The 23,640-nt window shown below is 39.1% G+C and carries 17 protein-coding genes; all 17 read right to left on the bottom strand.

Translation table 11 applies throughout. The features are described 5' to 3' along the window. Window positions 1–79: 79 nt before the first annotated feature. The 17 genes from ACMGGW_RS06305 to wzc all read right to left on the bottom strand — a co-directional run bounded on the left by ACMGGW_RS06305 (window position 80) and on the right by wzc (window position 23,638). Window positions 80–3,088: a DUF4214 domain-containing protein gene (locus ACMGGW_RS06305; protein WP_197832370.1), complete on the bottom strand. Its 3,009-nt coding sequence runs from the start codon at window positions 3,086–3,088 to the stop codon at window positions 80–82. Between the two features lie 806 nt (window positions 3,089–3,894). Further along, on the bottom strand, window positions 3,895–5,328 hold the full coding sequence (gene wbaP / locus ACMGGW_RS06300) for an undecaprenyl-phosphate galactose phosphotransferase WbaP (protein ID WP_141997649.1): 1,434 nt from the start codon (window positions 5,326–5,328) through the stop codon (window positions 3,895–3,897). 73 nt (window positions 5,329–5,401) lie between these two features. Then, window positions 5,402–6,559: a glycosyltransferase gene (locus tag ACMGGW_RS06295; RefSeq protein WP_197832369.1), complete on the bottom strand. Its 1,158-nt coding sequence runs from the start codon at window positions 6,557–6,559 to the stop codon at window positions 5,402–5,404. 75 nt (window positions 6,560–6,634) lie between these two features. Next, a complete protein-coding gene (locus tag ACMGGW_RS06290; RefSeq protein ID WP_197832368.1) occupies window positions 6,635–7,696 on the bottom strand; it encodes a glycosyltransferase in 1,062 nt (353 codons plus the stop codon). Next, a complete protein-coding gene (locus ACMGGW_RS06285) occupies window positions 7,693–8,631 on the bottom strand; it encodes an ATP-grasp fold amidoligase family protein (RefSeq protein WP_197832367.1) in 939 nt (312 codons plus the stop codon). The genes ACMGGW_RS06290 and ACMGGW_RS06285 overlap by 4 nt, the downstream gene beginning before the upstream one ends. Continuing rightward, on the bottom strand, window positions 8,624–10,090 hold the full coding sequence (locus ACMGGW_RS06280; protein ID WP_197832366.1) for a hypothetical protein: 1,467 nt from the start codon (window positions 10,088–10,090) through the stop codon (window positions 8,624–8,626). Before ACMGGW_RS06280 ends, ACMGGW_RS06285 begins: the two co-directional genes overlap by 8 nt. Continuing rightward, window positions 10,065–11,222, bottom strand: a complete 1,158-nt coding sequence (locus ACMGGW_RS06275; protein ID WP_141997639.1) for a glycosyltransferase family 4 protein — start codon at window positions 11,220–11,222, stop codon at window positions 10,065–10,067. The genes ACMGGW_RS06280 and ACMGGW_RS06275 overlap by 26 nt, the downstream gene beginning before the upstream one ends. Before the next feature lie 19 nt (window positions 11,223–11,241). After that, a complete protein-coding gene (locus ACMGGW_RS06270) occupies window positions 11,242–12,489 on the bottom strand; it encodes an oligosaccharide flippase family protein (protein WP_197832365.1) in 1,248 nt (415 codons plus the stop codon). A 120-nt stretch (window positions 12,490–12,609) separates the two neighbouring features. Beyond that, window positions 12,610–14,145, bottom strand: a complete 1,536-nt coding sequence (locus ACMGGW_RS06265) for a hypothetical protein (RefSeq protein ID WP_141997635.1) — start codon at window positions 14,143–14,145, stop codon at window positions 12,610–12,612. Between the two features lie 77 nt (window positions 14,146–14,222). Beyond that, on the bottom strand, window positions 14,223–15,539 hold the full coding sequence (locus ACMGGW_RS06260; protein WP_141997633.1) for an oligosaccharide flippase family protein: 1,317 nt from the start codon (window positions 15,537–15,539) through the stop codon (window positions 14,223–14,225). A 26-nt stretch (window positions 15,540–15,565) separates the two neighbouring features. Next, the gene (locus tag ACMGGW_RS06255; RefSeq protein WP_197832364.1) at window positions 15,566–16,495 is read right to left on the bottom strand and encodes a KpsF/GutQ family sugar-phosphate isomerase; all 930 of its coding nucleotides are present in this window, start codon (window positions 16,493–16,495) and stop codon (window positions 15,566–15,568) included. Then, the gene (kdsB, locus tag ACMGGW_RS06250) at window positions 16,482–17,255 is read right to left on the bottom strand and encodes a 3-deoxy-manno-octulosonate cytidylyltransferase (protein ID WP_141997629.1); all 774 of its coding nucleotides are present in this window, start codon (window positions 17,253–17,255) and stop codon (window positions 16,482–16,484) included. The genes ACMGGW_RS06255 and kdsB overlap by 14 nt, the downstream gene beginning before the upstream one ends. Window positions 17,256–17,367: 112 nt before the next feature. Further along, window positions 17,368–18,459: a glycosyltransferase gene (locus tag ACMGGW_RS06245; RefSeq protein ID WP_197832363.1), complete on the bottom strand. Its 1,092-nt coding sequence runs from the start codon at window positions 18,457–18,459 to the stop codon at window positions 17,368–17,370. Further along, entirely contained in the window at window positions 18,456–18,998 is a 543-nt protein-coding gene (locus ACMGGW_RS06240) for an acyltransferase (RefSeq protein ID WP_197832362.1), read from the bottom strand. Before ACMGGW_RS06240 ends, ACMGGW_RS06245 begins: the two co-directional genes overlap by 4 nt. After that, complete coding sequence (locus ACMGGW_RS06235; RefSeq protein ID WP_197832361.1) at window positions 18,991–20,193, bottom strand: hypothetical protein; 1,203 nt, start codon at window positions 20,191–20,193, stop codon at window positions 18,991–18,993. The genes ACMGGW_RS06240 and ACMGGW_RS06235 overlap by 8 nt, the downstream gene beginning before the upstream one ends. Continuing rightward, window positions 20,180–21,328 (bottom strand): hypothetical protein, encoded by a 1,149-nt coding sequence (locus ACMGGW_RS06230; protein WP_197832360.1) that lies wholly within the window; start codon window positions 21,326–21,328, stop codon window positions 20,180–20,182. Before ACMGGW_RS06230 ends, ACMGGW_RS06235 begins: the two co-directional genes overlap by 14 nt. Before the next feature lie 141 nt (window positions 21,329–21,469). Then, complete coding sequence (gene wzc, locus ACMGGW_RS06225; RefSeq protein WP_141997621.1) at window positions 21,470–23,638, bottom strand: tyrosine-protein kinase Wzc; 2,169 nt, start codon at window positions 23,636–23,638, stop codon at window positions 21,470–21,472. Window positions 23,639–23,640: the final 2 nt, after the last annotated feature.

The raw sequence follows: 23,640 nt of genomic DNA, 5'->3' as shown, positions 1-23,640 counted from the left end.
AATACGGGGTGTTTACACACCCCGTATTATTGATTGACTAACAGTTTCAATGGGCATTATAACCCACTGGAATTCATCCTTACGCGTAGTGCAGAGTATCCACCAATTGCTGGTGGTTTTGCCCTGTCAGGTATACCACGGTATCGTTGAGGTCCAGCGTGTGGTTATCGTTGTTGTCGATAATTACATACGAGCTTGCAGTGTTGCCGCCACCGCTGAATACAACGGATGCCACACCCACTTTCGCCGTCAGCGAGTTGCTGCTATCCAGACCCAAGATACCACCCAACAGGCCGATAACGCCGTTGGTCAAACCGCCCACCAGTGTCCCCAACAACGCATCCAACGTGTCGGCAGAGCGCGTACCGTAGTTCGCTACCGCAGTGCCGCTGGCGTCATCGGAAATAGTCAGGCCGCCATGGTTCACGTCGACAATCGAGTCCTTGAGGCTATTAAAGTCCTTGATAGTCACACCCGCCTGCGTGTTACTCGCCTTGATGTCATAGGTGTTGGCACCTGCGCCACCGGTCAGCGTGGTGTTGCCAATCACGCCCAGGGTATCGGCAGCACTGGAGCCTTCTACGGTCATCTGGTAACCGTTCAGGCCCAACGCCGTCAACACCGGCGCCAACAGGTTGGTGGTAATGACGCTCAGCGGCAGAATGTTCAGCAATTGAACGATGATACCGTCACCGGTACCGCCATGGCTGGAGTCGAGATTCAGACCCCCGGTGTTGGTGGACGCATTGATATCACGCACGTTGCTGAAACCGCTGCCCAACGTCAGATCCAGCGCGTGATCACCGGTCACGTTGATGGTCTGAACCTGCGCATTGGTGCCGGCCAGTGACAGAATGTTGTCAAAGCTGCCGGTACCGCCTGAGGCCACGTTCACCGTGGTCAGAGCGGTGCCCAACAAGGCGCTGCTGCTGCTGTTAAGGGTAATGGCGCCGGCATTCACATTGGAAGAACTCACCGCATCAAAGTTGATATTGAAATGATCGGTGGCGTTCTGCACGAAGGTGAAGTTCAGCGTACTGGCGGAAGTCGCGTCCCCTTTCACTTCCAACTGCGCGGCGTTGCCGCCGGCGGCGTTAATGACGTTGACGTTAGCCAGACCGGAGATCACAAAACCTTGTGAGCCCAGGTTGGTGGCCGCCGCGTTCTGCGTAACCGTGCCGCCCGTGGTGCCTTCCACCGTAGATGTGCCGTTGGTCAGGCCAAAGTCAAAGGTGTGGGTCGGCGTTGTGACGCTGGTGGTGGTCGGTGAACCGATTAGCGGAGTCGTAATCAGCGTACCGACGGACTTGCCGATATAGCCGGTCAGGTCAATTTTCTCAAAGTTCGAGAAGTTGTTGGCGTTGCTGGTCACGGTACTGGTGCGAACGCCCAGGGCGTTTTGGTTGGTTACTACAGTTTTGGTGATGAAGTTGGCGGAGATGGAGTCCGTACCCGCACCACCATCAGCCTTAACCGTGTTCGCGACAGTGTTCGCCCCACCGGAAACCCCGTTGCCCACCCAGTGCAGGCTATCGTTGCCGGCGCCGAGGTTGAACTGTGCGGTACCGGTCGCGATGTTGGCCGTCGATGTGACAACTACGTCATCCGCACCCGAACTGGCGTTCAGGATGACGTTGCCGTTATTCACGGTGATATCTACACCTGGATTAACACCATTGTCAGACAAGTTGACCGTTGCTGCGCTGGTGCCGTTGATGGTCAGATTCGCCAGATGGTCGGCGAACTTCAGGTTCACGATGCTAGCGGCATTGGCGTTCAGTTGAACATTCGTCAGTACCGCTGTTTCGGCGTTGCTGATTTGATGGGATGTGCCGGTGTTGACGGTGCCGGTTGCGTTACCGCCGGCGGCTGTTGCCGTCAGAGACGCAGCGGTTTTGTACAGTAGGCTGGTACCGATGTCGTATTCAAAGCCATGCTGCTGGGTTACAGTCGTGGCATCAGTGGCCGTTGAGTTGCGCAGGTCGTTGATAATAGCCTGAGTAATCAGTGCCTTATCCGTCCCAAGCGAGCTATACGCCAAAAGCTGTGCGGCTGTCGCAGCGACACCGTGTACCCCAGTGTAGACATGTTGAATGAAATCCGTGCCGGTCAATTGAGCCCCTTTCTTCTGGAACTCAACCGAGGTCAGCAATTTTGTAGTCAATGAAGTAAAGGTGTTTCCATGTTTGCCCAGATAATTACTCCAGTCATCCAAGCCTTGTGCATCAACGTCACGCTGGGGCACAGCCAAGTAGATTGAGGCAACCTGCTCACGAGCAGCCAACCCGGCCAATTGACCAGCACTATCGGGCTGTGTCTCATTCAAGAAGAATTGCTGCGCCCCAGTATCACCGGAGCCCACTGAGCCACGCAATCCAGTAATGATAGTGACCAACACATCACCTTTAGTCCCTCCCCCGCTGAGAATTGCACTCAGAGTGGAGAACTCACTGTTGCTTGGAGCGCGTTCGTAGGCTTCATTAAACACCTTATTGATGAAATCTGTGTTTGATAACGAATTGAGCGCTGCTCGATCGGTAACAAATTTATTGGCTACTTGTGAGAAGGATTGCGTGGAAGTATTTATCTGTGTAGCCAGTGTAATAACAGTACTGGTGACAGGATCGATGCCAGCCAGATAATAGAGTGCCAATGCATCCGACACACCAGGACCAGAACCAGCGGCACTGGTGCCCGGGAATAGCACGTTATTGAGTTGCACATCGAAGTTACTCTGAGACGCAAGCGTGCCGCTATCAAAACCACTGTAATTCAGCAAAGAATTAACGGCGTCTGATATTGCATCGTTCAAGGTGCTCCCCGCGAGAATCGCCTGCAGCTGCGCTGTTGTCGGTGAGTTGCCATAGGCCGCTGTGTAGATACTCTGTAAAATTTCAACGTCTGTTTTTGATGCATAGAGTGCCTGTCCAGCACTGGAGGATAACAGACTGGAGATGTATGCCTGGGCGGTAGTTTGCCCTTTCTCTATTTGATTACCAACAGTGTCAAACACGCTTGGCGATGCATTTTGTCCAAGCACAGCTAAAAGAAGCGCTGCCGCCTCTTTCTGGTACACTAGAGAAGCCATAATCGTATCCTTAAAAAATAAAATGGTTTTAGCTAGGCAAAATCAAAACCTGATTTAAAACCTAGCGTTAGCGATAAATTGTTACCGCATAATTGAATAGCGTGCGAAAACCCCCTTACTTCGCATATAAAGAAAAGTTCAAAAACACGAAGCTGTCAAGGGAATAAGAATTTTATTACAAACCAGATAAACAATAATAAAAACAAGAAGTTAAATAAATAACAAAAACTATAAATAAAATCAGTTAACATTAGGGCGCGAACAATTATCATCTCAACATAAAAGTTTTATTAATGCAAAACCACGCGTAGAATATAGAGCATATCCAAATATCAACAGAGCATCAGCCCCCCTCTACTCTTAAGATAGCAGTACAAACTTCGTAACCAATTGAAAATACAAAGAGCTACAATCCATCAGAAGGGATGGACCGCCTCCCCCCAAGAAACCTTACCAAGTGGAGAAAGGTTTATTTTTATAAATTAAACAACTCTAAAAGTTACAGATAAAGAGATAGCGAATAAAAACTTAAAGAGGAAAAATGAATAAAATTCATCATATCGAATAGCAGGAGAATCAAGAAATGATATGGGGAATAAAATAAGGTAGGAAAACAAACATCGGAGAAAGGATATGGGAAATAAGATAGGGAATAAACATCATAGAAAGGAGGTCGCAACGTTATATATTCAAACGTCGCGCCAAATGAACTCAAGTAAAACTACAACATGATTAGAGCCAGCCTTAACGGAGAAAATTTTAAAGCTGGCCTTCTTCAGGCATAAATAAAATGAAAAAGAAATTAATTAGTAAGCACCATCACGCTTCAAAACCACGCCTATAGTCTTAAAGAGAATAGCAATATCATTCCATAATGCCCAATTTTTCACATACCAAGCATCGAAATAAACTCTCGTATCATAATCAATATCATTACGTCCGCTAACCTGCCAAAGCCCTGTCATACCAGGTTTTGCCATTAAGTAGTAATCTACGTCACCAGCGTAACGTTCAAGCTCTGCTTCAATAACCGGTCGTGGGCCAACTAAGCTCATTTCTCCCTTTAACACATTCCACAACTGCGGTAACTCATCCAGACTTGTCTTTCTAATAAAATGGCCTATTTTTGTAATTCTAGGATCATTTTTTAGTTTGAAATCTTTTTCCCATTCAGCGCGAGCATCTACATCATTTTCTAAGAGATTTTTCAAAACCTCCTGAGAATTCACGACCATGGATCTAAACTTCAAGCATTTAAATTTAACACCATTCTGTCCAATACGCTCATGCCCATAAATAGCCTTACCACCATCTCGAGATACTTTATAAGCAAGAAAAACTAAAACTGGTGATAATGCAAGAATAATAGAAAATGAACCCACTATATCAAATAGGCGCTTAACGATTCTTGATGAACGTTTGGCAAGGTTATTATTAACACGCAAAATCATAACTTCATGGCTAAAAATAAATGACATGTCAGTCCCATATAATGGCACACCTCTCAAAGTAGGGATAACCGATACAGAACGGCAATTGTGTTTAACAAGATTCTTCAACCACCAATCGCGAAGCGTATTCTGTTCATATTCAAGTGCGACAATGAATTGCGTATTTTCAACATCAGCAATCTCCCACAACCGCTCTTCCGTTTCAATTACAGGGACATTTGCCGAAATATTATTGCGCGAAACATCAGTACAATAAAAAGCAGTTACATCAAAACCAAGTACCTCTTCACTTTGCAATGCAGCATAAGCCTCCATCGCATTCCTTCCAGAACCTATAATAATAGTATTCTTTTTCCATAAGTTGAGTTTATTCAACACGTGCTTAGTTATGATTCGACCTAACGGCACAAGAAAAATAATCAGTAACCAAGTAGACATCCAAATGTAACGCGAGAAATTCCACTTAGAAAAAGCAACCAATGAAAGATCCAAAACTGCAAAGATGAGCAACGTACGAACAGTTTCTTTCAATTCAAACCAAAAAGGCTTTCTGTAGGTATAGTGCCGTAACCTAGTGAGAAACCAAAAAATACAAATCAGAGAGAGAATAAAATGCACCAGGACTCTAACGCCATACCCATCAGATAAAAGATAAATACCCGGATCATCTAAAAACCTATCGATAAGAAAATAAGATATATATATCGATATATTAAAAAATACCAGATCAGATAAAATCAATGCAAACTTAGAAATAAAACCTTTGACATTCCCATGGCTATTTGACATTGGGTTTTCCATCCATAACTAATTTGAACAACAATCTTATTCACTATTAATAAGAATACTTAACTAAAAACCATTAATAAAAAATCGTTTTATTTTCATTGAATAACAGCCATTTTTCTCTGACATATTCACTAAACTCTTTATCAAACCTCTCAGAAGAAAACTTCAGCGCATTATTATAACAATCGGAAGGTAGAATTTTATCTTGAATTTTTTCAAAGCGATGAACACTCTCTATTAATGATTTAACATCTTGTCGCTCAAAGAATAGCCCTGTTGCCTTTCCGGTACCATGAGGTCTAACGGTTTCCAGAGCGCCTCCCCTTCCAAATGCGATAACAGGGGTTCCGCAACCTTGAGCCTCAACAGGAACAATACCAAAGTCCTCTTCTGCTGCAAATATAAATGCTTTGGCATGTGACATATAGTCGATAAGAACCGACTTATCTTTGTAGCCCAATATATGGACATTAGAAGACGCCTTCATCTTAATTTTTTTGATTTCAGGACCATCACCAATGACAACTAGTTTCTTAGTTGGCATTAACGAGAAAGCATCTACAATTAAATCTATCCGTTTATAAGGGACAAGTCGAGAGGCCGTCATGTAATAATCGTCTTTTGACTCTCTAAAAACAAATTGAGAGATATCAACAGGCGGGTAAATTACGTCAGCATTTCGACCATATACTTTCTTTATCCTTCTTGCGATGAAATGTGAATTGGCAATAAAATGATCTACGGTATTAGAAGTTCTGCAATCCCAGAGTCTCATTTTATGCAAAAACCATTTAATCAACACTCCCCTCAACCCGGAATCATAGCCGGACTCTTTTAGATATTGATGTTGCAAGTCCCATGCATAGCGCATTGGTGAATGAACATAGCTAATATGCAATTGATCAGGACCAGATAAAACACCTTTAGAAACAGCATGACTGCTCGATATGATAATATCATGTTCCTTCATATTTAGCTGTTCAATTGCATAAGGCATTAATGGAAGATATGATTGATAGAGCTTCTTTGCAAAAGGCAACTGCTGTATAAATGTGGTTTTCGCAGATCTATCAAATAATTCAGCACGATCTCGTTCATTTAAAAAATCAACTACAGCGTAAAGAGTTGATTCAGGGAAAACATTAAGAATTTGTTTAATAACACTCTCTGAACCAGCATATGTAACTAACCAATCTGCTACAACACCAATATTAACATTGCTATATGACATTGTTGACCTCTAGGGATATTTTCATTTCTAAAAACACCCCATATAAGTCTATAGGGAAGAAAAGCGTGAAATTAATCAAATTATGCTATCCAAAAGAGAGTTTAACTTTTCTGCAGATTTACTCCAAGAAAATCTTCTTGCGTTCTCTCGCCCACTCGCAACTAGCTCTTCCCTTAAATTTTTATCCAACATTAGCAGTTCCATAGCAGAATATAGCTCGGCGTTACTCTCTGGCGAGAAAAAAAAGGCACTGTCTTGTAACACCTCAGGCATAGAGGCTGCATTCGAAGAAATTACTGGACAGCCGCAGGCCTGAGCCTCAATAGGTGGAATGCCGAATCCTTCATAGAGAGATGGAAACACAAACGCCACTGCATTTCGATACAATTCTGATAAAGAATTATCATCGACTCTTCCTAAAAATTTCACACGACTTGCATTTAGCTCGTCAAATTTATCACTGTCAAACGAAAGGTTAGCATGGTTTCTATCACCAACAACTCTCAACTCAACATCGTACTTTTTCGAGAAGGCTAAAAAAACATCAATTAGAAAACGTAAGTTTTTGTGATAAAGAGGCGACGATAAAGCCAGAAAGTACTTCACTTCTGTTTTAGAAACGGTTTCGCTATTGTAAATAAAACTTCTCGACACAGCATTATAAACAACATCCACATCGTCGGCATTACATGAGAAATTATTAATCAATTCATTCTTAGAGAAGTTGCTCACTGTCACAACTTTCTTGCATGAACGAATCAAAAAAGGAGTCACGAAATTATAAATACTTCGGAATTGCCATTTATAACTCTTTGGAAACCGCTTATAAGTAATATCATGGAGTGTAATAACTTTATTTTTGTAAAAAACCGGCGCTAGATTACAAAGATTCACAAGTAAAGGACTTCCCAGCGTCTCCAGGTACCGCGGTAGATCATACTGTTCCCACAGATAACCAGTATTACGACCTACAATTCTAATAGTTGCAGACTCAGCGAACTCCTGAAAAACAATGTTCTTAGGAACAAGAAAAATAATATCATCTCTGAGCAACATCAACGCTAAAGAGATCTCTTTGGCGTAACGCTGAACCCCTGTGAGTTCCTGAGTGAGAAATCTTGCATTAATGTAAATCAATTATAGCGCTCCAATCCAGCTGTGGAGACTCGTAATTGATCCAATGAACTCATAGACCAAAAGCGCCCCATCACATAGTCTAATTCATCACCGAAGCCTGTACCAAATCCTGCAGCAGGCGTAAATGTCATTTCACCAAAGTACAAACTTCCTGAATGAATATACCAATCAACCCTGACATAATCAAATTTAGCGGCCAACTTTAAGCTTTTACTCAATGCACAAGCAAGTAGCTTGCTACAAACAGCTATTCCACCCGCCCCATCTTCTTTACAAAACACAGTTTCCAAACTATTTACATAAAATGATCTACGAATCTTACCGGAGAATCTATCATCGATTACCTGTAACACGTAATTTACCCGACCATTAGTATCATTGAATATATGGAACTTGTAATCAACAGGAGCCTGTACTCCGTCACCCAATAGCTTTTCAATCAGTATTTTAGGGGGTATTTTACTGTAGTGTCTCTCTCTCTGGACTTGTGAGAAATCTATAGAAAGCCACTTATTTACCTCATTACAGATTTTATTAATAAAAAAATCATCTGCTATTTCAGGCACGATCACATAAAGCCCAGCACAGTGATTTGGTTTTATAATTACATCGCATCCGAATTTTAAATCAGAAGGTTTCACAGGATGTTCTGAATGAAAAATAAGAGGCACAAGAAACTCCGCCCCTATTGTATCACTGATATACTGTCTGACCTTATATTTATCAGCCAATATAGTAAAAGCGCTCAATTCAAACTGCCTATTTTTTCTATACAGCACTTTCTCATTGAAGCCTATCGGGTTTCTCAATCTAGGGAAACGTCTAAAATAATAAAGAAAAACCAAACAATCTTGAACCCACCAAGGAGCGAAACGGATTATTCTTTTTATCAGTCGGAATAAATATTTCTTTGCGAAAAAAAACCAACTATTCATGAAAATTCTCGGTAATGGGTTGCCGCTTTCCGGACTCATCTTTAAAGTGAATAAGCAAAACAGCCAAAATCAAAAGCTTGAAAAAGGAAAGCGAAGGCATTGGATATGGCTGAATAACGATGCTAGTACTAGCCGCCAACCATAGAATATTAAAGAAAATCGCTGTTGAAAAAATTGTTATATTTTTCATAACATTCTGATGAATAATGAGATGAATGAATACGAGAGCCATAACCAACATAAAAGAAAGACCAATAGCTCCACTATTCTTAATCTGAGTTAACATCGGCATCTGAATACTTTTTTTATAGACAACTTCCCCTTCAGGATACTGATCGATCTTTTTTGTCTCTCCTTTATCAGCAACCCCTGTCGGTGAAATATATTTCCCACCATAACCTATGCCAATAAGGTTTGCCGGGAAGTAATGTCCTGTATACTCCCAATAATCATTTAATTGACTAGAGCGAGTTCCCATCGACTTGCTGACTAGCAAAGGTGCTGTTGCTGGCAATGTTAATGCTATAACAAGTGCACTCAGCGCTATTTTTAATTTATACTTTCCGCCTGAAAACGCAGAAATTAAAATGTCATAGAATAAAAAAATAGCAGCAATGGCAAAAATAAATTTATATATATTTAAAAACATGAAGAGACCGATAATCAGTACTCCCCAGTGAATAAATTTTACTGGTTTGCTAAAGGAAAAAGTCATTGCGACAAAAATCAACACGTACATTGTAAAGTAATTATATATTTTGTCTTGATCTATAATAGTAACTTTTATCCCATATCGTTCCCATAAGAAATCATAGTAGATACCGCATGAAATTAAACCTGAAATAAAATTAATTATATCAATTACAATGAATAACTTTAAAATATCATAAAAATTATAGTTTTTTAACTCAGGATATATTTTAAAGAACAAAATTAAAATCGTCAGGAAATAAATGACACCTCGGATGTAGACAGCATGATCTTTGAAACTAACCACTCCACCTTGTGTTAAGTGCACATAATAACCAAAAGAAGAAATAACAGCAATGAAAACTGCTTGAAGAACAATCAATGCCAGTATTTTAATTATGAATGGGTTAACATTAAAGTAATCTGCCTTTAAGATTACGACTCGAGACAGCACAAAAAATAAGAACACAATAGAAACTATGTCTAAAGGTGATAATATTGAGTAAAGTTTATAATGATAGATAAAGTTACGCGCAATTGGAATATTAAAATCATGTATTGGCATAACCATTATGTTATATGATGAAAATGAACAAATTATATAACATAGCAGAAAGAAAAAAAGATATCGGCTAAAACCACGACCTTTAGAAAACGAATACAAATAGAAGAGTGCGAAAAACAACCCAACTAAAAAAACGAAAGAATCGATTGAGATCAACTCACCAGGCACTTCTTTAAGCTCAAGTTCTGCTGCAGACTCTTTCATATATTTTCTTATACTCGTTAGTTGTTTTTTCAATACTAAATACAATCACATCGCGCGTATCAGGGAAAGCAACATTCGGAATTAAAATCTCTCGCTCAACATCCTTTAATACCAATGGCTTTACATTGGGCAATAGAGACATCAATTCAACAATTCCGCCAATAGGATTCGTAAATACAGGTTTATTGGCTAAAGCGCTCTCAACAATAGTCCGTCCGAATGGTTCTCTCCACTTTGTAGGCAAAATAACCACATCAATTTTTGAAAGAAATTCTTGGATATCCTTATACTCACTGATTCTAACATTCGCTGCATCTGCCAAGACTTCGAAAGCATTACTATTTTTAGAGTTATTTGCTCTCCCAGCGGCTAATGCTTCTATGCTAATATTTTTATTTCGCAAGAAAATAATGGCTGAACAGAAGTCATCAAAACCTTTCTCTTCACTAAGCCGACCTATATAGCCTATCTTAACAGTATCATCTCTTTCTCTTTGTGCCTGGTTAATAGACACAGCATTGTAAATAGTTATACCATCTCTGGAGGAAAAAAAACCATTTACAGTATGGAAGTTTTTTATATAATCACTTATCCCAACAAAAAGACTAACCTTTCGTGACTTTAACTTTTTTAGAAAAGAAAAGATCAGTACGCTAACGCTACGCTCATTAGTATTTCTTCCCTTTTTATACAGCGTTGAGTTTGGATGGAAAAGATAGTAGTCTCTGGCGGTATGAATTATCTTTACACCGCACTTATGTGCTGCATCCCATACAGCAACAGAAAATCCACACAAATTGTTGGTGTGAACAATGTCAGGTGAAAACAACAAGATCTCTGATGAAATTAATTCTTTCATCATGGGATTATAATTATCTATAAAATGCCAGACTAGTCTTTCTACATATCTTCTGGGTAAATTATCGAATGGCCAGTAGACGTTTCTTAACGGCAAATAAACAACCTCAACTCCATTTATAACTGCGCACTCGCGAGTTGACCTCTTATGCAACGAGATAACACGCACATCGTCTCCATTTTTAACCAACTCTTCACTTAGAAGCTGTACTGAGCGTTCAGCACCGCCGACAAAATTGGGGGCATAAAGGGTATTAATAATGAGAACTCGCATTACACCACCTTTTAAAAAATTATTTATTTAGTGAAAACATTGACAGGTGCATTTTCCCAATTTCGCCACGCCTAAAGAAATAATTAAAAAAAGTTAAAGACGCAAACTCAGTTAATAAAATGCTATAAGCTGCGCCTATACTCCCATGACCAGGAACAAAAAAGATAGCCGATATAATGCTGGTGATAGTAACCATCAGTGCTTTGATAGATAAGTAATGATACCCAGATTTTTTTATAATATAGCGGTATGACACAACCCCCATAACTGAGAATAGTGATGCGACAGTTAGAAGCACTAACGTATAGTAAGCTGATAAATATGCATTGCCAAACAAAAAGGACAAGACTTCCCTTCCTGTTAGTAAAACACCAACGACCGCTAATATAGATATTGAGAATGCGATCTTGTTAGCTTGTAGGACGTAATGTTCGATATTTTCTTTTGCTTTTTCTTTATAAATAATAGAAAAGTAAGAGGTAACAATTGATAATGGAATGAAAGCCCAAGAGGTAGCGATCGTACTTGCCGCTGAGAAAACACCCAATTCACTATCGCCATAATAATAGATAAGAACAAACTGCGAAAATCGTGTGTAAATAGTAACCGAGATGCCTGAAATTGCCAGAGGCACGCCAACAACCAGAGTATAGTATATATATCTTCGTCTTTGAAATTCGGAAATAATAACTATTTTGTGCTGAAGTCGGTAATTCCACTTTCTAATCAAATAAGGTATCAATGAAACGAGGATGATCGGAGCTGCTAGCCATGCCGGATCAAGACTTAATACGGCTATAACATATCGAAAAAAAATGGCAACAACCAAACCGACTAGATTTGCCAGTGTATTTTTCTTGGAGTTTAATGTCGCCTCATTGAAAACTCTTAACACATCCTGAGTTACAAAATAGACAGAGATACATGAAGCTAAAAGAAAAATAAATGTCAGATAATCAGAGTTAAAGTAGAACCAAATCAGTGCAAGCGCAGAGAGTGAGAGATGAATAAATGCACGTAATCTCTTAACTGCGCTCATTAACTTGAAGCACGAATTTTTATTAGCACATGCTCTCTTAAAAATGATACTATCAGTCCCTAACAAAGAAATTGACTGAATAACTGCAAAAATAGTTGTAGAAAATGCTAGCTTGCCAAAATTTTCCGGCCCAATATATTTAGCAACATATGAGGTAACAAAAATCAAGCCAAGTACTGTCACTATTTTTTCTGCAGAGATCCAGTACGAATTTTTTAAAATATTCAAGTTGGCATCTCTAATATGAAATCAGCTATCAAGGCATACCCAGATTTTACATGAAAAAAATCACATTCCCATATCAGCGCTTTTATCTGAGTAATATACCACCAAGCTTAGTTGAACTTATTATTCTTGCAACTCGATAAGAACTGGATTGACTGGGATCGGCAAATTATGCACAACTTTATGACTACCCACAGTAGTTGTATTATACTCCACTTTGGTGCCAGTAAGCATATTCGTCACAGCAATACCTTTAACGGACATAGGTAAAGTTAAGTTTGAAAGCCTAGGCGGCTTTTGACTATATTTTTCCATCGACCAAGCAGCTATGTATCTCGTATTGCTATTTTCATTTTTAAATTGGTAAGATATCACTCGATCAGGTGCGTAAAGCAAGGTACCATCAAAAGCTTTAGCAGGCGAATCATCTGGTCTGGCTGATTCTTGTTGAATAATGTAACTGACATCATTAGCAGGTATCAAGTTGACTGATAACGAAGCCAAACGCTGTACTGCATAATATGAAGGTTTGGGGGTCCCATCCGACCGCAACAAGCCGAAGTTATCTTCGCTGTTGACCTGACTTGCAATACCAGTGTCATTCTTGTCATCCATGAAAGAATAAACGATGCTTGTTTTAATTCCAACGCCCAAAGACTCCATGAAGCGCCGTTGTATATACACTGCTTGCTCATCCTCACTAACACCAACAAAATTTCCTCTTGAGATTGGAAAGTTCTTTTTAGTCGTCCATCCCCACTCAGTTAACCAGATGCTTTTCGGCCCACCATTCTCAATGGAGAAATTAAGCATTCTATTAATAAGTGCAGAAAAACTCCCGTCTTTGTCAGAGATAAAAGTATTTCCGTTTTTCTTGAAACTTGCTTTTGAGTCAGGATACGGCATTATTTCAGGTGTGGTTGCATAGCTATATGGATGCAATGTAATGCCATCAACATTCTTGCTGAGCCCATACCTTATCATGCGCCAGTTCATTGCAGGAAATCCACCAAGACCTATGACCTTTATCCCTTTAGTCGTTGCCTTAATCTTGTCAGCTGATTCGTTTAATAGCTGAACATAGTTGCGCATCCAGCTTTCGATTGTACCATCCTTGGCCGTACCATAAATTGTTCCTGCATTCCTTGTCCCCTGGGCGAACGAGTTTGCATACCAATTGAATGGTTCATTCAACACTTCAATAGCATCTATTTTTCCTTGTAATTGTTGGGCAACATATGCAATTGCATTGGAGTAGGCATCAGGAGGAAATTGATTATCGCTGTATATATTCGGATTATTACCATTAAATGTAATAATGATTTTTATACCATATTTATTAGCAATATTAATCCATTCGAGATCTTCTTTAGGGATGGAATAGACACCTTTTTCCTTCTCTACCTTATCCCACATGATTTCATCTCGAATCCAGCCGACATTCATAGCAGCGATTACTGGGATATACTTCTCGGGATCCCAGTGGGCCATGCTTCGCATTTTTCTTACAAAATGAGTGGCAACTCCGAAGTGATAGTTCATTTGCTGTGCAGTATTGGCTGGCTCGACATTACCTTCACTCTTCGCTACCATTTCTGCCGATAGCGCTGTCGAAGATAGTCCAAACATTGAAATCAATAAAATAAGCTTTCTCATCATTACCTCTCTATAAGTCAACAAAGAGCATGTTGAACAAAACTATTAACCAGCCTAAAAAATTGAGTGATTGATCAAGTTTACTTGAACTCTAATGAGTAGAATCCGAGTCTTCGCTTAACGAAAAAAACTGTAATTAAACTTTGAACCGAAATAGTTATTGATGTTGCCCACGCTGTCCCAACAATCCCCCAGATAGGGGTTAACGTCATTATAAGTATGAATATTAAAGGGGCCGAAAACAAAAAAACTTTCTGCACGTCTTTTTCGTGTCCAGACATCATCAGCAGGTAGCCAGCAGATCCTGTTAGCACACTAACCAATTGCCCAATTGTTAATATTTTCAATAAACTGGCGCCTTCAATGAAGTCTTTCCCAAAAAAACTCATAATCAAATCTGGGAAAAAAAATACAGCAATAACCATTGGCGCAGCACCGACAACTACCAATCGAGTCGACATTATAGCAAGCCGCCTTAGCTCGACAAGCTTACCCGAATGATAGAATGCAGCGAATCTGGGAGCTACAACCAAATTTACTGCCATTAAGGCGAAACTTGTCAGCATCGATGTACGCTGTGCGACAGCGAAACGTGCGATATCATCAGCAGGTACATAGCCGCCACTCAAAAATTGCCCAGACCACTGGACAAACTGACTCAGAACGATAACTGTCCACAGGGGTATAGCTGAAGTAAGCACAGTTCCCCATCCTATGTCTGTCTGCTCCAGTACCACCGTTAAATTAGCCTCTTTGCTTTTGCGCTGAATCGAAAGATATATAAGCCCACCAAGAATAGCAGTAATCAACGCAGAAGCAGAAAAGGCAAGCGAGGCGTCAGTACTTGAATGCATTACCCCGCTAAGAGCAATAAGAATAAAAATAATGTTTACACTAATGTTAAGAATAAATACAGAAAGAATTATTCTTCGAAGCCCCTGCAGAGCCATTGCCAACAAGGTAAAGAGAGAAACACCTACTAATCCTGGCGAAATTGATAACAAAGTGAGATCCAGTTCTGGCTTTGAAAAAAAGCTTACCGAAATAGTCTTTGAGAAAATTGCCAATATTAGTGCTAGTGCCACTGAAATAACAAAACAGCCTAACAAGGTTTTTTTTAAGATCTGGCTAGATATCAGTGTGGTATTTTGCCCTGAAGAAATTCCTGAGAACCTAAGAACTAAGTTGTCAAAACCGCACCGTCCTACTGTCGAAAGGAATGTAATAATACTTAGTGCCAAGAGAAAATAACCCGCCCCTTCAACACCCAGTACCCTAGCCACCGTCAAATTCATCAAAAAGGCTGAGAGTACACTTAGAACCCTTACGAAAAGTGAAATAATGGAGTGTACTATAACCTCCTTACTCTCACTACTTTTAAAAATTTTAATAGCCATCTCCTGCAACCTATTTCTAGTACGACTTACTTTTTAAGGACACCCAGAATTTCTTCATTATCAGTCACGATTAATGATGTAATGTTGAGAGATTCCATTTTGTCATAGGCCTTACTAATCGAAATATTTTGCGAAATGGTATGTGGCTTAGTTTTTACTATGTCCAAAACGCGCAGGTCGAATATTTCTTTTGAATGTTTATCAAGTGCACGCCTCAAGTCACCATCAGTAATGATCCCGAACAACTTTTTGGCGTCACATACAATAACCAATCCCAAGTTCCCTGAGCTGATAGCTTTTATTGCATCAATGATACTTGAGCTCAAATCAATTATGGGTAAGTTAGAGCTAACCATTTCATCTCGCACTTTCCTCAGTAATTTCCTTCCCAAGGACCCCCCTGGATGAAATCTCGCGAAATTCTCTGGACGAAAATTACGTAATTCCATCAGAGCAATAGTTAGAGCATCCCCCATAACCAACGCAGCGGTAGTAGAAGATGTTGGGGCTAATTGGTGTGGACATGCCTCTTCAGGAACCCACACATTCAGGTGATAATCTGCGCTTCTGGCTAGTGTTGATTGCTCACTGCCGGTAATTGATATGATTTTATTCTTATTATCTTCCAGGAATGGAAGCAACTTTAGCATCTCATCGGTTTCCCCTGAGTTAGATATAGCAATAAATATATCTTCTTCTTTTATCATGCCCAAGTCGCCATGGAATGCTTCACCGGGATGCATATAGAAACTCGGGGTACCTGTACTCGCTAAAGATGCAGCAATTTTCCTACCAATCAGTCCTGACTTTCCCATTCCGCTAATAATAACTCTCCCTGTCGACTGCAAGATAAGCTCAACTGAGTCCGAGAAATTTTCATCTAAAAGCTCTAACACACTCTCCAACCCACGGATTTCTGTATTAATAACTTTCTTAGCAACTTCAATTGCCTTCATTCTCTATTACCCTTTTGATATTGTTATAGTCATCAACTGTATCGATTCCATGATGTACATCTCCATCAAAGTACATCATGCCTATTTTCATTCCATTTTCTAATGCTCTTAATTGCTCAAGTTTCTCCAAAGATTCCAGTGTTCCTGTAGGCAATGAACAAAAAGCAGTTAAGCTATTTGCGCTGTAGGCATAAATACCTATATGTTTGACACATGAGCTGATATCTAGAGGCTTATCTCGATTAAAAGGAATACGAGAGCGACTAAAATAAACAGCGTTTCCTCTCTCACCAATTGCGACTTTTACCATATTATTATTTTCTGCATCTTCAAGATTAGTTATCTTCGAGTAGGCTGAGAAAATGTCAAATTGCTTGTTCTTGAGAGAGAAATCGATGAGCTCTCTGATTAGTCGTGGCGGAATTAACGGCTCATCTCCTTGAACATTAACAACTAAAGTATCATTCGGCCAGTGGCAAAGTTCAACAACTTCACTCACTCTGTCAGTTCCAGACATATGTTGACTACCAGTCATGATAGCCTGAATACCTTCATCAACTGCTTTTTTATATATTTTATCGCTATCAGTTGCTAAATATATATCTTGGTGTTCGATGCCAGCCTCGATACAGCGTCTATATACGTGCCAAAATACAGCATGTCCTTGCAGCATGAGCAACGCTTTTTCTGGTAATCGACTAGAGGATAGACGTGCTGGGATGACAATCTTAACTTTTCTATTTTCTGGAAAAACACTCATCAGTCTTACCTACTTATACTAAAAAACTTGCCGTCTTTTGAATTCATAAAACCAGTTTGCTGCATTCAAAAAACCCAATTAACAATTATGGTTTAATCATATTAACGAGTGGTTAATTGAACGTATCCAAGCGACGCTCATACAAACATTGCATCTTGTCAACATAACCTGTCCGAGAGTACTCTCTTTTTATGTCCTCGAGAGCAGTCAATATAATACTTCTTCTTATTTCATCATTCTCGATTAGCTGTTGAATAGCCGCGATCGCCTCATCCAACTCATCAAACAAATAACCATTTTTTCTATTTTCGATTAAATCGTTATTTCCGGCACAATTCTTCGCTACCACCGGGACTCCGGATGCCATTGCCTCCAATATAGAAATAGGCATACCTTCCCACTTAGCCGTGGATACATATATATCGGATCTCCTTACTAGCTTCATCACTTCCGTTTTAGGTAGCCATCCTGTAACGCTCACCCCAGCTTCCTGCAGAAGGCGCTTTAAATTATCTTCGCCATCTCCCACCCAAGTAAAATTAACCGGCTTATTAGTTAAACTTTTTGCTAAAAGCGAAAATGAAGTAGGGTCTTTTTGGTTTCTTATTCCACCAACAGTGATTATCTCTACTTTCTTTTTGTTTTTAAGACCCAAATCAGAAACTGAAAACTCAAAAGAAGCTTCGCCATCGTAGGCATTATTTATAACTTCTATATTCTTTATGGAAAGGTTAGTTTTTATTGACTCGTATTCACTTTTTGAGCAAGCAACATAGGTCGAAGGAATGAAATTCGCAACTCTCTCTAATGTTTTAAAAACATACTCCTTTACCTTTCCAATGTCTTTCCTCATGAAAGAGATACAATGTGGGCTGTAAATAACTCTATTTTTTTTATTTCCTATATTAGCCAACCGCCCAACAAAACCAGCTAGAGACGAATGCAGATGAATAATATTAGGATTTTTTTCTGCTATTGTTTTTCTTAGTAGGATGCATGATGCAGGGAATTTTCGCATAGCCATATCAATCTCCACCAGTTCAATTCTTGGATCGAACAGTGTGGCTATGTTTTCTGGTGTGTCGGATCGCCGCGAATAGATCACATATACATCATTATTATTTTTTATCTGACTATTGGCGAGCATCGTCACTACAGATAAAGTGCCAGTCGCTGAAGACTCAATAATATGCATTATTTTCATTTTATTTTCTTCAACCCTCCATTACTGCTTATGTACACTCCAGGCTCAAAAATACTTTTTGTAACGACGCTACCAGCTCCAATTATGACATTGTCAGCAAGTTTTACCCCTTTCAAAATCGTAACATTTGAGCCGAGCCAGCAATTACGGCCTATAATTACATCTGAGACATCAAACTCAATTTTGGATACAACATAGCTATTTCCGATGCGATGATTATGGTCGTATATTTTCACACCTTCGCCAAAAAGTGTATTTTCGCCAATTTCAATCCTACCCTTTGCATTGAATGAGCAATCATTATTTATGAAGCAACCGTCTGAAATTGAAATTTTGCCTCCATCAGAAAATATTCTACAACCATTTCTAAATTTCACATTTCCAATGTATATTCGTCCATTGACTCTACATCTAATATGTGGAAGGTCTGTAGTGAAAAATATTTTCTTTGTTGAAAACTGTCGTCTAAAAATAAGCTTACTTAGTAGAACTCGACAACCAGAATACGCTACCTTTAATGCAACTATATATTTATCCATCATTTCGCCTTGAATAAACACTATCAATGAGATTAGGTGTTATAGTAAAGTTTTCATCGAAGAAGTCTATGTCTACAAGGTAATTATGTAAGTATTTTTTTAATTCAGCGGTTCCCATATTTGAATATACAGAACGCCCCATAAATACGACACTTTTATCAAATAACATCGATTCCATTCCAACTGTGGAATTTATCGTATATACACACTTTGCGTTTTTAATTAGCTCGTAAGTATTCTTCTGCGAGATAAATAATCTACCTTGGTTCTCATTTTTAATCTTGTATATATAGTCAAAGTTCGATTCAGCAGGATGAGGCTTAGTTACGATAGGTAAAATCTCTTTTTCAATGAGATGATTTAGCACATCAACATTGTCAACATCGCTATTTAGAACTATCTGGGTATCTGTCGACACCTGCATGGGGAAAAAAATGTACTCATCAGGAATAACCTTATCGTCATTAATTTCATGTGTTCTTTTTTTTCTAATCCTATTGCTTATCGAGCTCTTAGGGAATGTTTGAAAACCCCAGAATTTTGTATAGACAAAATCAATTAGATGCCTAAGAGTTATCTCTTTACCTTTAGATGCTTGGGGTAGTAGTTTATTCCCTTTTTTTTCTTCAAAAAAATCTTTCAGCCAAACGTCATGAATACCTTCATCAACAGATGGAATATTCTGCAATACTTCAGGTTTTAAATACACACTTGATGCAGCATTTACCCCCTCAGGATCAACAAATATCTTTCCTTTTAGATTTGATAATTCAAAAAAAAGTAGGCTAACCGTATTGTCTGCTTGTTTAGCTTGACGCATTACAGCACCTATTACGTTATCACCATTCCATGTCAGTAAATTTACCTTCTTGTTTTTATTTTTATCCAATATTTTTCTTATTGAAGATTGTAATATGGAGGCGAACTCCATTGCATTTTCATGCTGAAGAATATTTAAGCCAAGCTCCCTCACTCTGTTGACAGGAAGACTAGTAACTTTATCTTTTTCTTGTACTTTGCTTACTTTCGATATTAAGTAAGCTTCATGTTTTTTTCGCGCTGCCAAATATGTACTTAACAGTGTGGATACAAAAATGTACTCTCTATCTTTGTCTGAGGCTGCTAAACGCAAGAAGAAACTTCCGGCTAACGCATAATCTATAACACAGATACTTATTTCTTTATGTGATGTCATGTTCATCCTCTAAATTTGAACGATTTTTTCTTCTTTCAGCAACCAACGCTTTGCAGAACACGATAAATATCCAAAAGAAAGAAGATAATATATTGAATTTAAATAGCAGCGTAATTATAACTCCATAGAGGATGTCAAGATTCTTCAGACCCAGCCGTGACAAAAAGAATAATAATAAAAGCAGGCCAAATATACCACCGGAGAAATAAATATAGGGATAGAACGATGAATCGCGAGTATGATATCCTTTTAACCCAATTTTACCAATCGGCTCATCCTCGGCCCAAAAAAATCCACTGCCAACTATATCGTTGATAAAATCGCGTGCTTCGAACTCTTTAAGGATTAAAAGCCTCGATGATATAGCATCATAATCAGAATCATCGGTTATTCTTTTTGTGTAAAAATCACCTAAATAAGGAGCCGAAAGTACAATAGCAGCGATAACCGCGCCTTTTAATAAATAGTTTTTCTTTAATCTAAAGAAAAGAATAATCATTGCCAATGCAACAATAGCCAATGATGCTATAGATAAACTCAATGCGCAACTAAACAACCCCAGTAGAACATATTTATTTATTTTCTTATTTAACAACATGAGAATCATCGTAGGACAGAAAACGCTCATGCTATAGAACGAAGGTTCTGAATACAAACCGGTAGCTCTTATCGAAAGTATGAAACCACTCAAGGCTCTCGATGCATACAGCGTCGTACTCTCCTGTTCCCTTACCATATTGTTAAAATCGATAAAGTGGCCAAATGCTTGATATGCAATTAGCTGAATAAGGAAAAATGTGAGATTGACAATGATTAAAGATTTGCAATAGAACTCAATATCAGAAATTTTAATTATGTTGCTTGTGTACATCACATAGAGAGTTGATGCAAAAAATATCATCCCCAAAAACTTGACATAGTATATCCAGTAGATATTTTGCAGTAGCGAACATGCAATAACTGAGATATTTATAAGCAAAAAATAAAAAATATCTCTACGTTTTACTACCAACGTATTTTTCCAAAATGGGGCGATAGACAGAAAAAGAAAAAAATATCCAAGAGCTGCTGCCCTATAACTAAATGTACTTAATGAAAAAAAGAATACTGCAAGAAAAGAAATTATTTTGAACATTTTAAATCACCTCACGAGAGCAGTTTATTAATTCACTATTCATTTATTCCCGCTCAAGTTTTATCCTTCATGTTCATCAGAAAATATAAAAATTTAAACACCACCCGGTATTTTAAACCGGGTGGTCGGCATAGTTGCTAATCAGTTTTTCGATGATTTATAACTGTAATCATAATAATCATACCCATAACTATAATAGTTAGATGATTTTCTGACAACAGCATTGAGTATAACACCTTTTATTTCTACGCCATTTTGGTTGAGACGTTTTATACTGATCTCAACTTCTTTGGCAGTGTTTTGCTCAAACTTTGCAACCATTAATGACGTGCCCGCCTGTTTACCAACAATAGCTGCATCGGTTACTGCCAGAATAGGGGGGGTATCAACAACAACGAGATCATAATGCTTTGATGCCCATGTAAGAAGCTCAGGGAAACGATTGTGCATCAGCAGCTCAGATGGATTTGGAGGAACGATTCCCCGAGCTATGAAGTCAAAATTATTCGCTTTTTTGATGATACTATCGACGGTCAATTTACCAGATAGAACATCTGACAACCCATTTTTTCCATCAATCCCCAACAACTCGTGCGCATACCCTTTACGCATATCACAGTCAATGAAAAGCACTCTTGTTCCAGTCTGAGCGACAACAGCCGCCAGGTTTGCGCTTATAAATGTCTTACCAATCCCAGGGCTTGCACCTGAGATCATAAGTATATTATTTTTAGCCTCCATCATTGCAAAATGCAGGCTAGTTCTCAGACTCCGAATAGCTTCAATTGCTAAATCAGCTGGATTACCAAATGCTAGCAACGTATTTGAGTCTGCATTTCTATTTTTATTTTTTGCCGTAAACTCTTGATCTCGCTTACGCTGCCACTCTGAAAGAGGTACACTTGCATAAACGTTAACACCAATACTCTCCAACTCCTCTGGATTTTCAATACCGCGGTGTAAATAGGCTCTGATCAACACATAGAAGACTGAAAGAATAATACCGAAGAAGAAACTTAGGAAAAGTATAACTGCCTTCTGTGGTTTCACAGGATCTTCTTGAGTAATTGCTGAATCTATAATCCTTACATTCCCGACTTTGCTGGCTTTTGAAATATTCAGCTCTTGCTCTTTGTTCAGTAATTGCATGTAAACTTCTTGCCCTGATTTAACATCACGGCTAAGGCGCAATATTTCCTGCTGTGTTTGCGGCATTCCATTGATTCGCTTATTGAGTTTATCCTTCTCAATCTCCAGAGTCTTGCGTTTCTCCAGTAATGCCCTATATGATGGATGTTCTTTGGTATATAGCTTAGAGATCTCAGCTTCTTTAAATGTCAGCTCGTTTAGTTGTGTATCGACTGAGACAATCGAATCTAAGACTGACTTCGCCTCAAGAGAAAGGTCAACAGATTCATTCTTCTGTCTGAATTTATTTAATTTATCTTCGGCAGTATCAAGAGAGACTCGTACTTTAGGCAGCTGCACTCGTAGAAAATCTAAACTTTTCGCATCTTCTTCTGACTTTCTCTGAACATTCTGATAAACATAGTTCTGCAGAATACTATTTAGTGTTGCTTCAACTTTGGCGGGGTCACTCCCTGTTAAAGTTAGACCAAGTACCCCGGTGTCTTTACCTTTGTCGACAACATTGTATCTGTCCAAAAGCCCACTGAATGCTTTTTGTTCAGATTGTTTTGTTATAGAAAATACTGTATCCGGCTTAGCGTCAATACGGTTGACTAAAATGGTATTACCATCGATCGTTAGTACGTTCCCCACCTTTCCCTGTACAGACTTCCCATCTCCCAAAGACACGGTAAAATCATTTTTATTCAATACGACAAGTTCTAAATGAGAATCGCTATTCCACGAATCTGATGGAATAAACTCTGCCACATCTAAGTTTGATACCGGCTGCCCCGTCAGGCGGGCTATGCCTTTCCCTATAAACGGAAAATGCTTTTCTTTAACGATTGTTCTCAAGTTCAGATCATCAATCGTTTTGTTCAAAATCATTCTCGATTTAAGCAACTCAATTTCTGGAGCGGCTTCAGGTTGCCCATTAGGCAAGATTTGCGAGATATTACTCAGTAAAGAGCTACCCACATTTCGCTCTACTTGCACTATTGCATCAGCCCGATAAATCGGAGTTGCGAATAGACTATAAGTAATACCAAGTGCGATAAACACGGAGGTAACGCCTATAATGAGCCAGCGGTTATCTAACAGCTCCCCAAATAGACGCCCCAGATCAATTTCTTCGGTTTTATCACTTCCTGAAAGATTCACACGGTTCTTTTCTGACATTG

Source organism: Serratia sp. BNK-4 (assembly GCF_048685115.1).
Classification (GTDB): domain Bacteria; phylum Pseudomonadota; class Gammaproteobacteria; order Enterobacterales; family Enterobacteriaceae; genus Serratia; species Serratia bockelmannii.
The sequence above is the reverse complement of the archived record's forward strand: the minus strand, read 5'-3'. Positions and strand labels throughout refer to the sequence as shown.

Coding starts and splice junctions, on each gene's coding strand:
- ACMGGW_RS06305 (WP_197832370.1), bottom strand. CDS start 3,088: ATGGCTTCTCTAGTGTACCAGAAAGAGGCGGCAGCGCTTCTTTTAGCT.
- wzc (WP_141997621.1), bottom strand. CDS start 23,638: ATGTCAGAAAAGAACCGTGTGAATCTTTCAGGAAGTGATAAAACCGAA.
- ACMGGW_RS06285 (WP_197832367.1), bottom strand. CDS start 8,631: ATGAATAGTTGGTTTTTTTTCGCAAAGAAATATTTATTCCGACTGATA.
- ACMGGW_RS06260 (WP_141997633.1), bottom strand. CDS start 15,539: ATGGCTATTAAAATTTTTAAAAGTAGTGAGAGTAAGGAGGTTATAGTA.
- ACMGGW_RS06265 (WP_141997635.1), bottom strand. CDS start 14,145: ATGATGAGAAAGCTTATTTTATTGATTTCAATGTTTGGACTATCTTCG.
- wbaP (WP_141997649.1), bottom strand. CDS start 5,328: ATGTCAAATAGCCATGGGAATGTCAAAGGTTTTATTTCTAAGTTTGCA.
- ACMGGW_RS06255 (WP_197832364.1), bottom strand. CDS start 16,495: ATGAAGGCAATTGAAGTTGCTAAGAAAGTTATTAATACAGAAATCCGT.
- ACMGGW_RS06235 (WP_197832361.1), bottom strand. CDS start 20,193: ATGACATCACATAAAGAAATAAGTATCTGTGTTATAGATTATGCGTTA.
- ACMGGW_RS06240 (WP_197832362.1), bottom strand. CDS start 18,998: ATGGATAAATATATAGTTGCATTAAAGGTAGCGTATTCTGGTTGTCGA.
- ACMGGW_RS06275 (WP_141997639.1), bottom strand. CDS start 11,222: ATGCGAGTTCTCATTATTAATACCCTTTATGCCCCCAATTTTGTCGGC.
- kdsB (WP_141997629.1), bottom strand. CDS start 17,255: ATGAGTGTTTTTCCAGAAAATAGAAAAGTTAAGATTGTCATCCCAGCA.
- ACMGGW_RS06245 (WP_197832363.1), bottom strand. CDS start 18,459: ATGAAAATAATGCATATTATTGAGTCTTCAGCGACTGGCACTTTATCT.
- ACMGGW_RS06280 (WP_197832366.1), bottom strand. CDS start 10,090: ATGAAAGAGTCTGCAGCAGAACTTGAGCTTAAAGAAGTGCCTGGTGAG.
- ACMGGW_RS06230 (WP_197832360.1), bottom strand. CDS start 21,328: ATGTTCAAAATAATTTCTTTTCTTGCAGTATTCTTTTTTTCATTAAGT.
- ACMGGW_RS06295 (WP_197832369.1), bottom strand. CDS start 6,559: ATGTCATATAGCAATGTTAATATTGGTGTTGTAGCAGATTGGTTAGTT.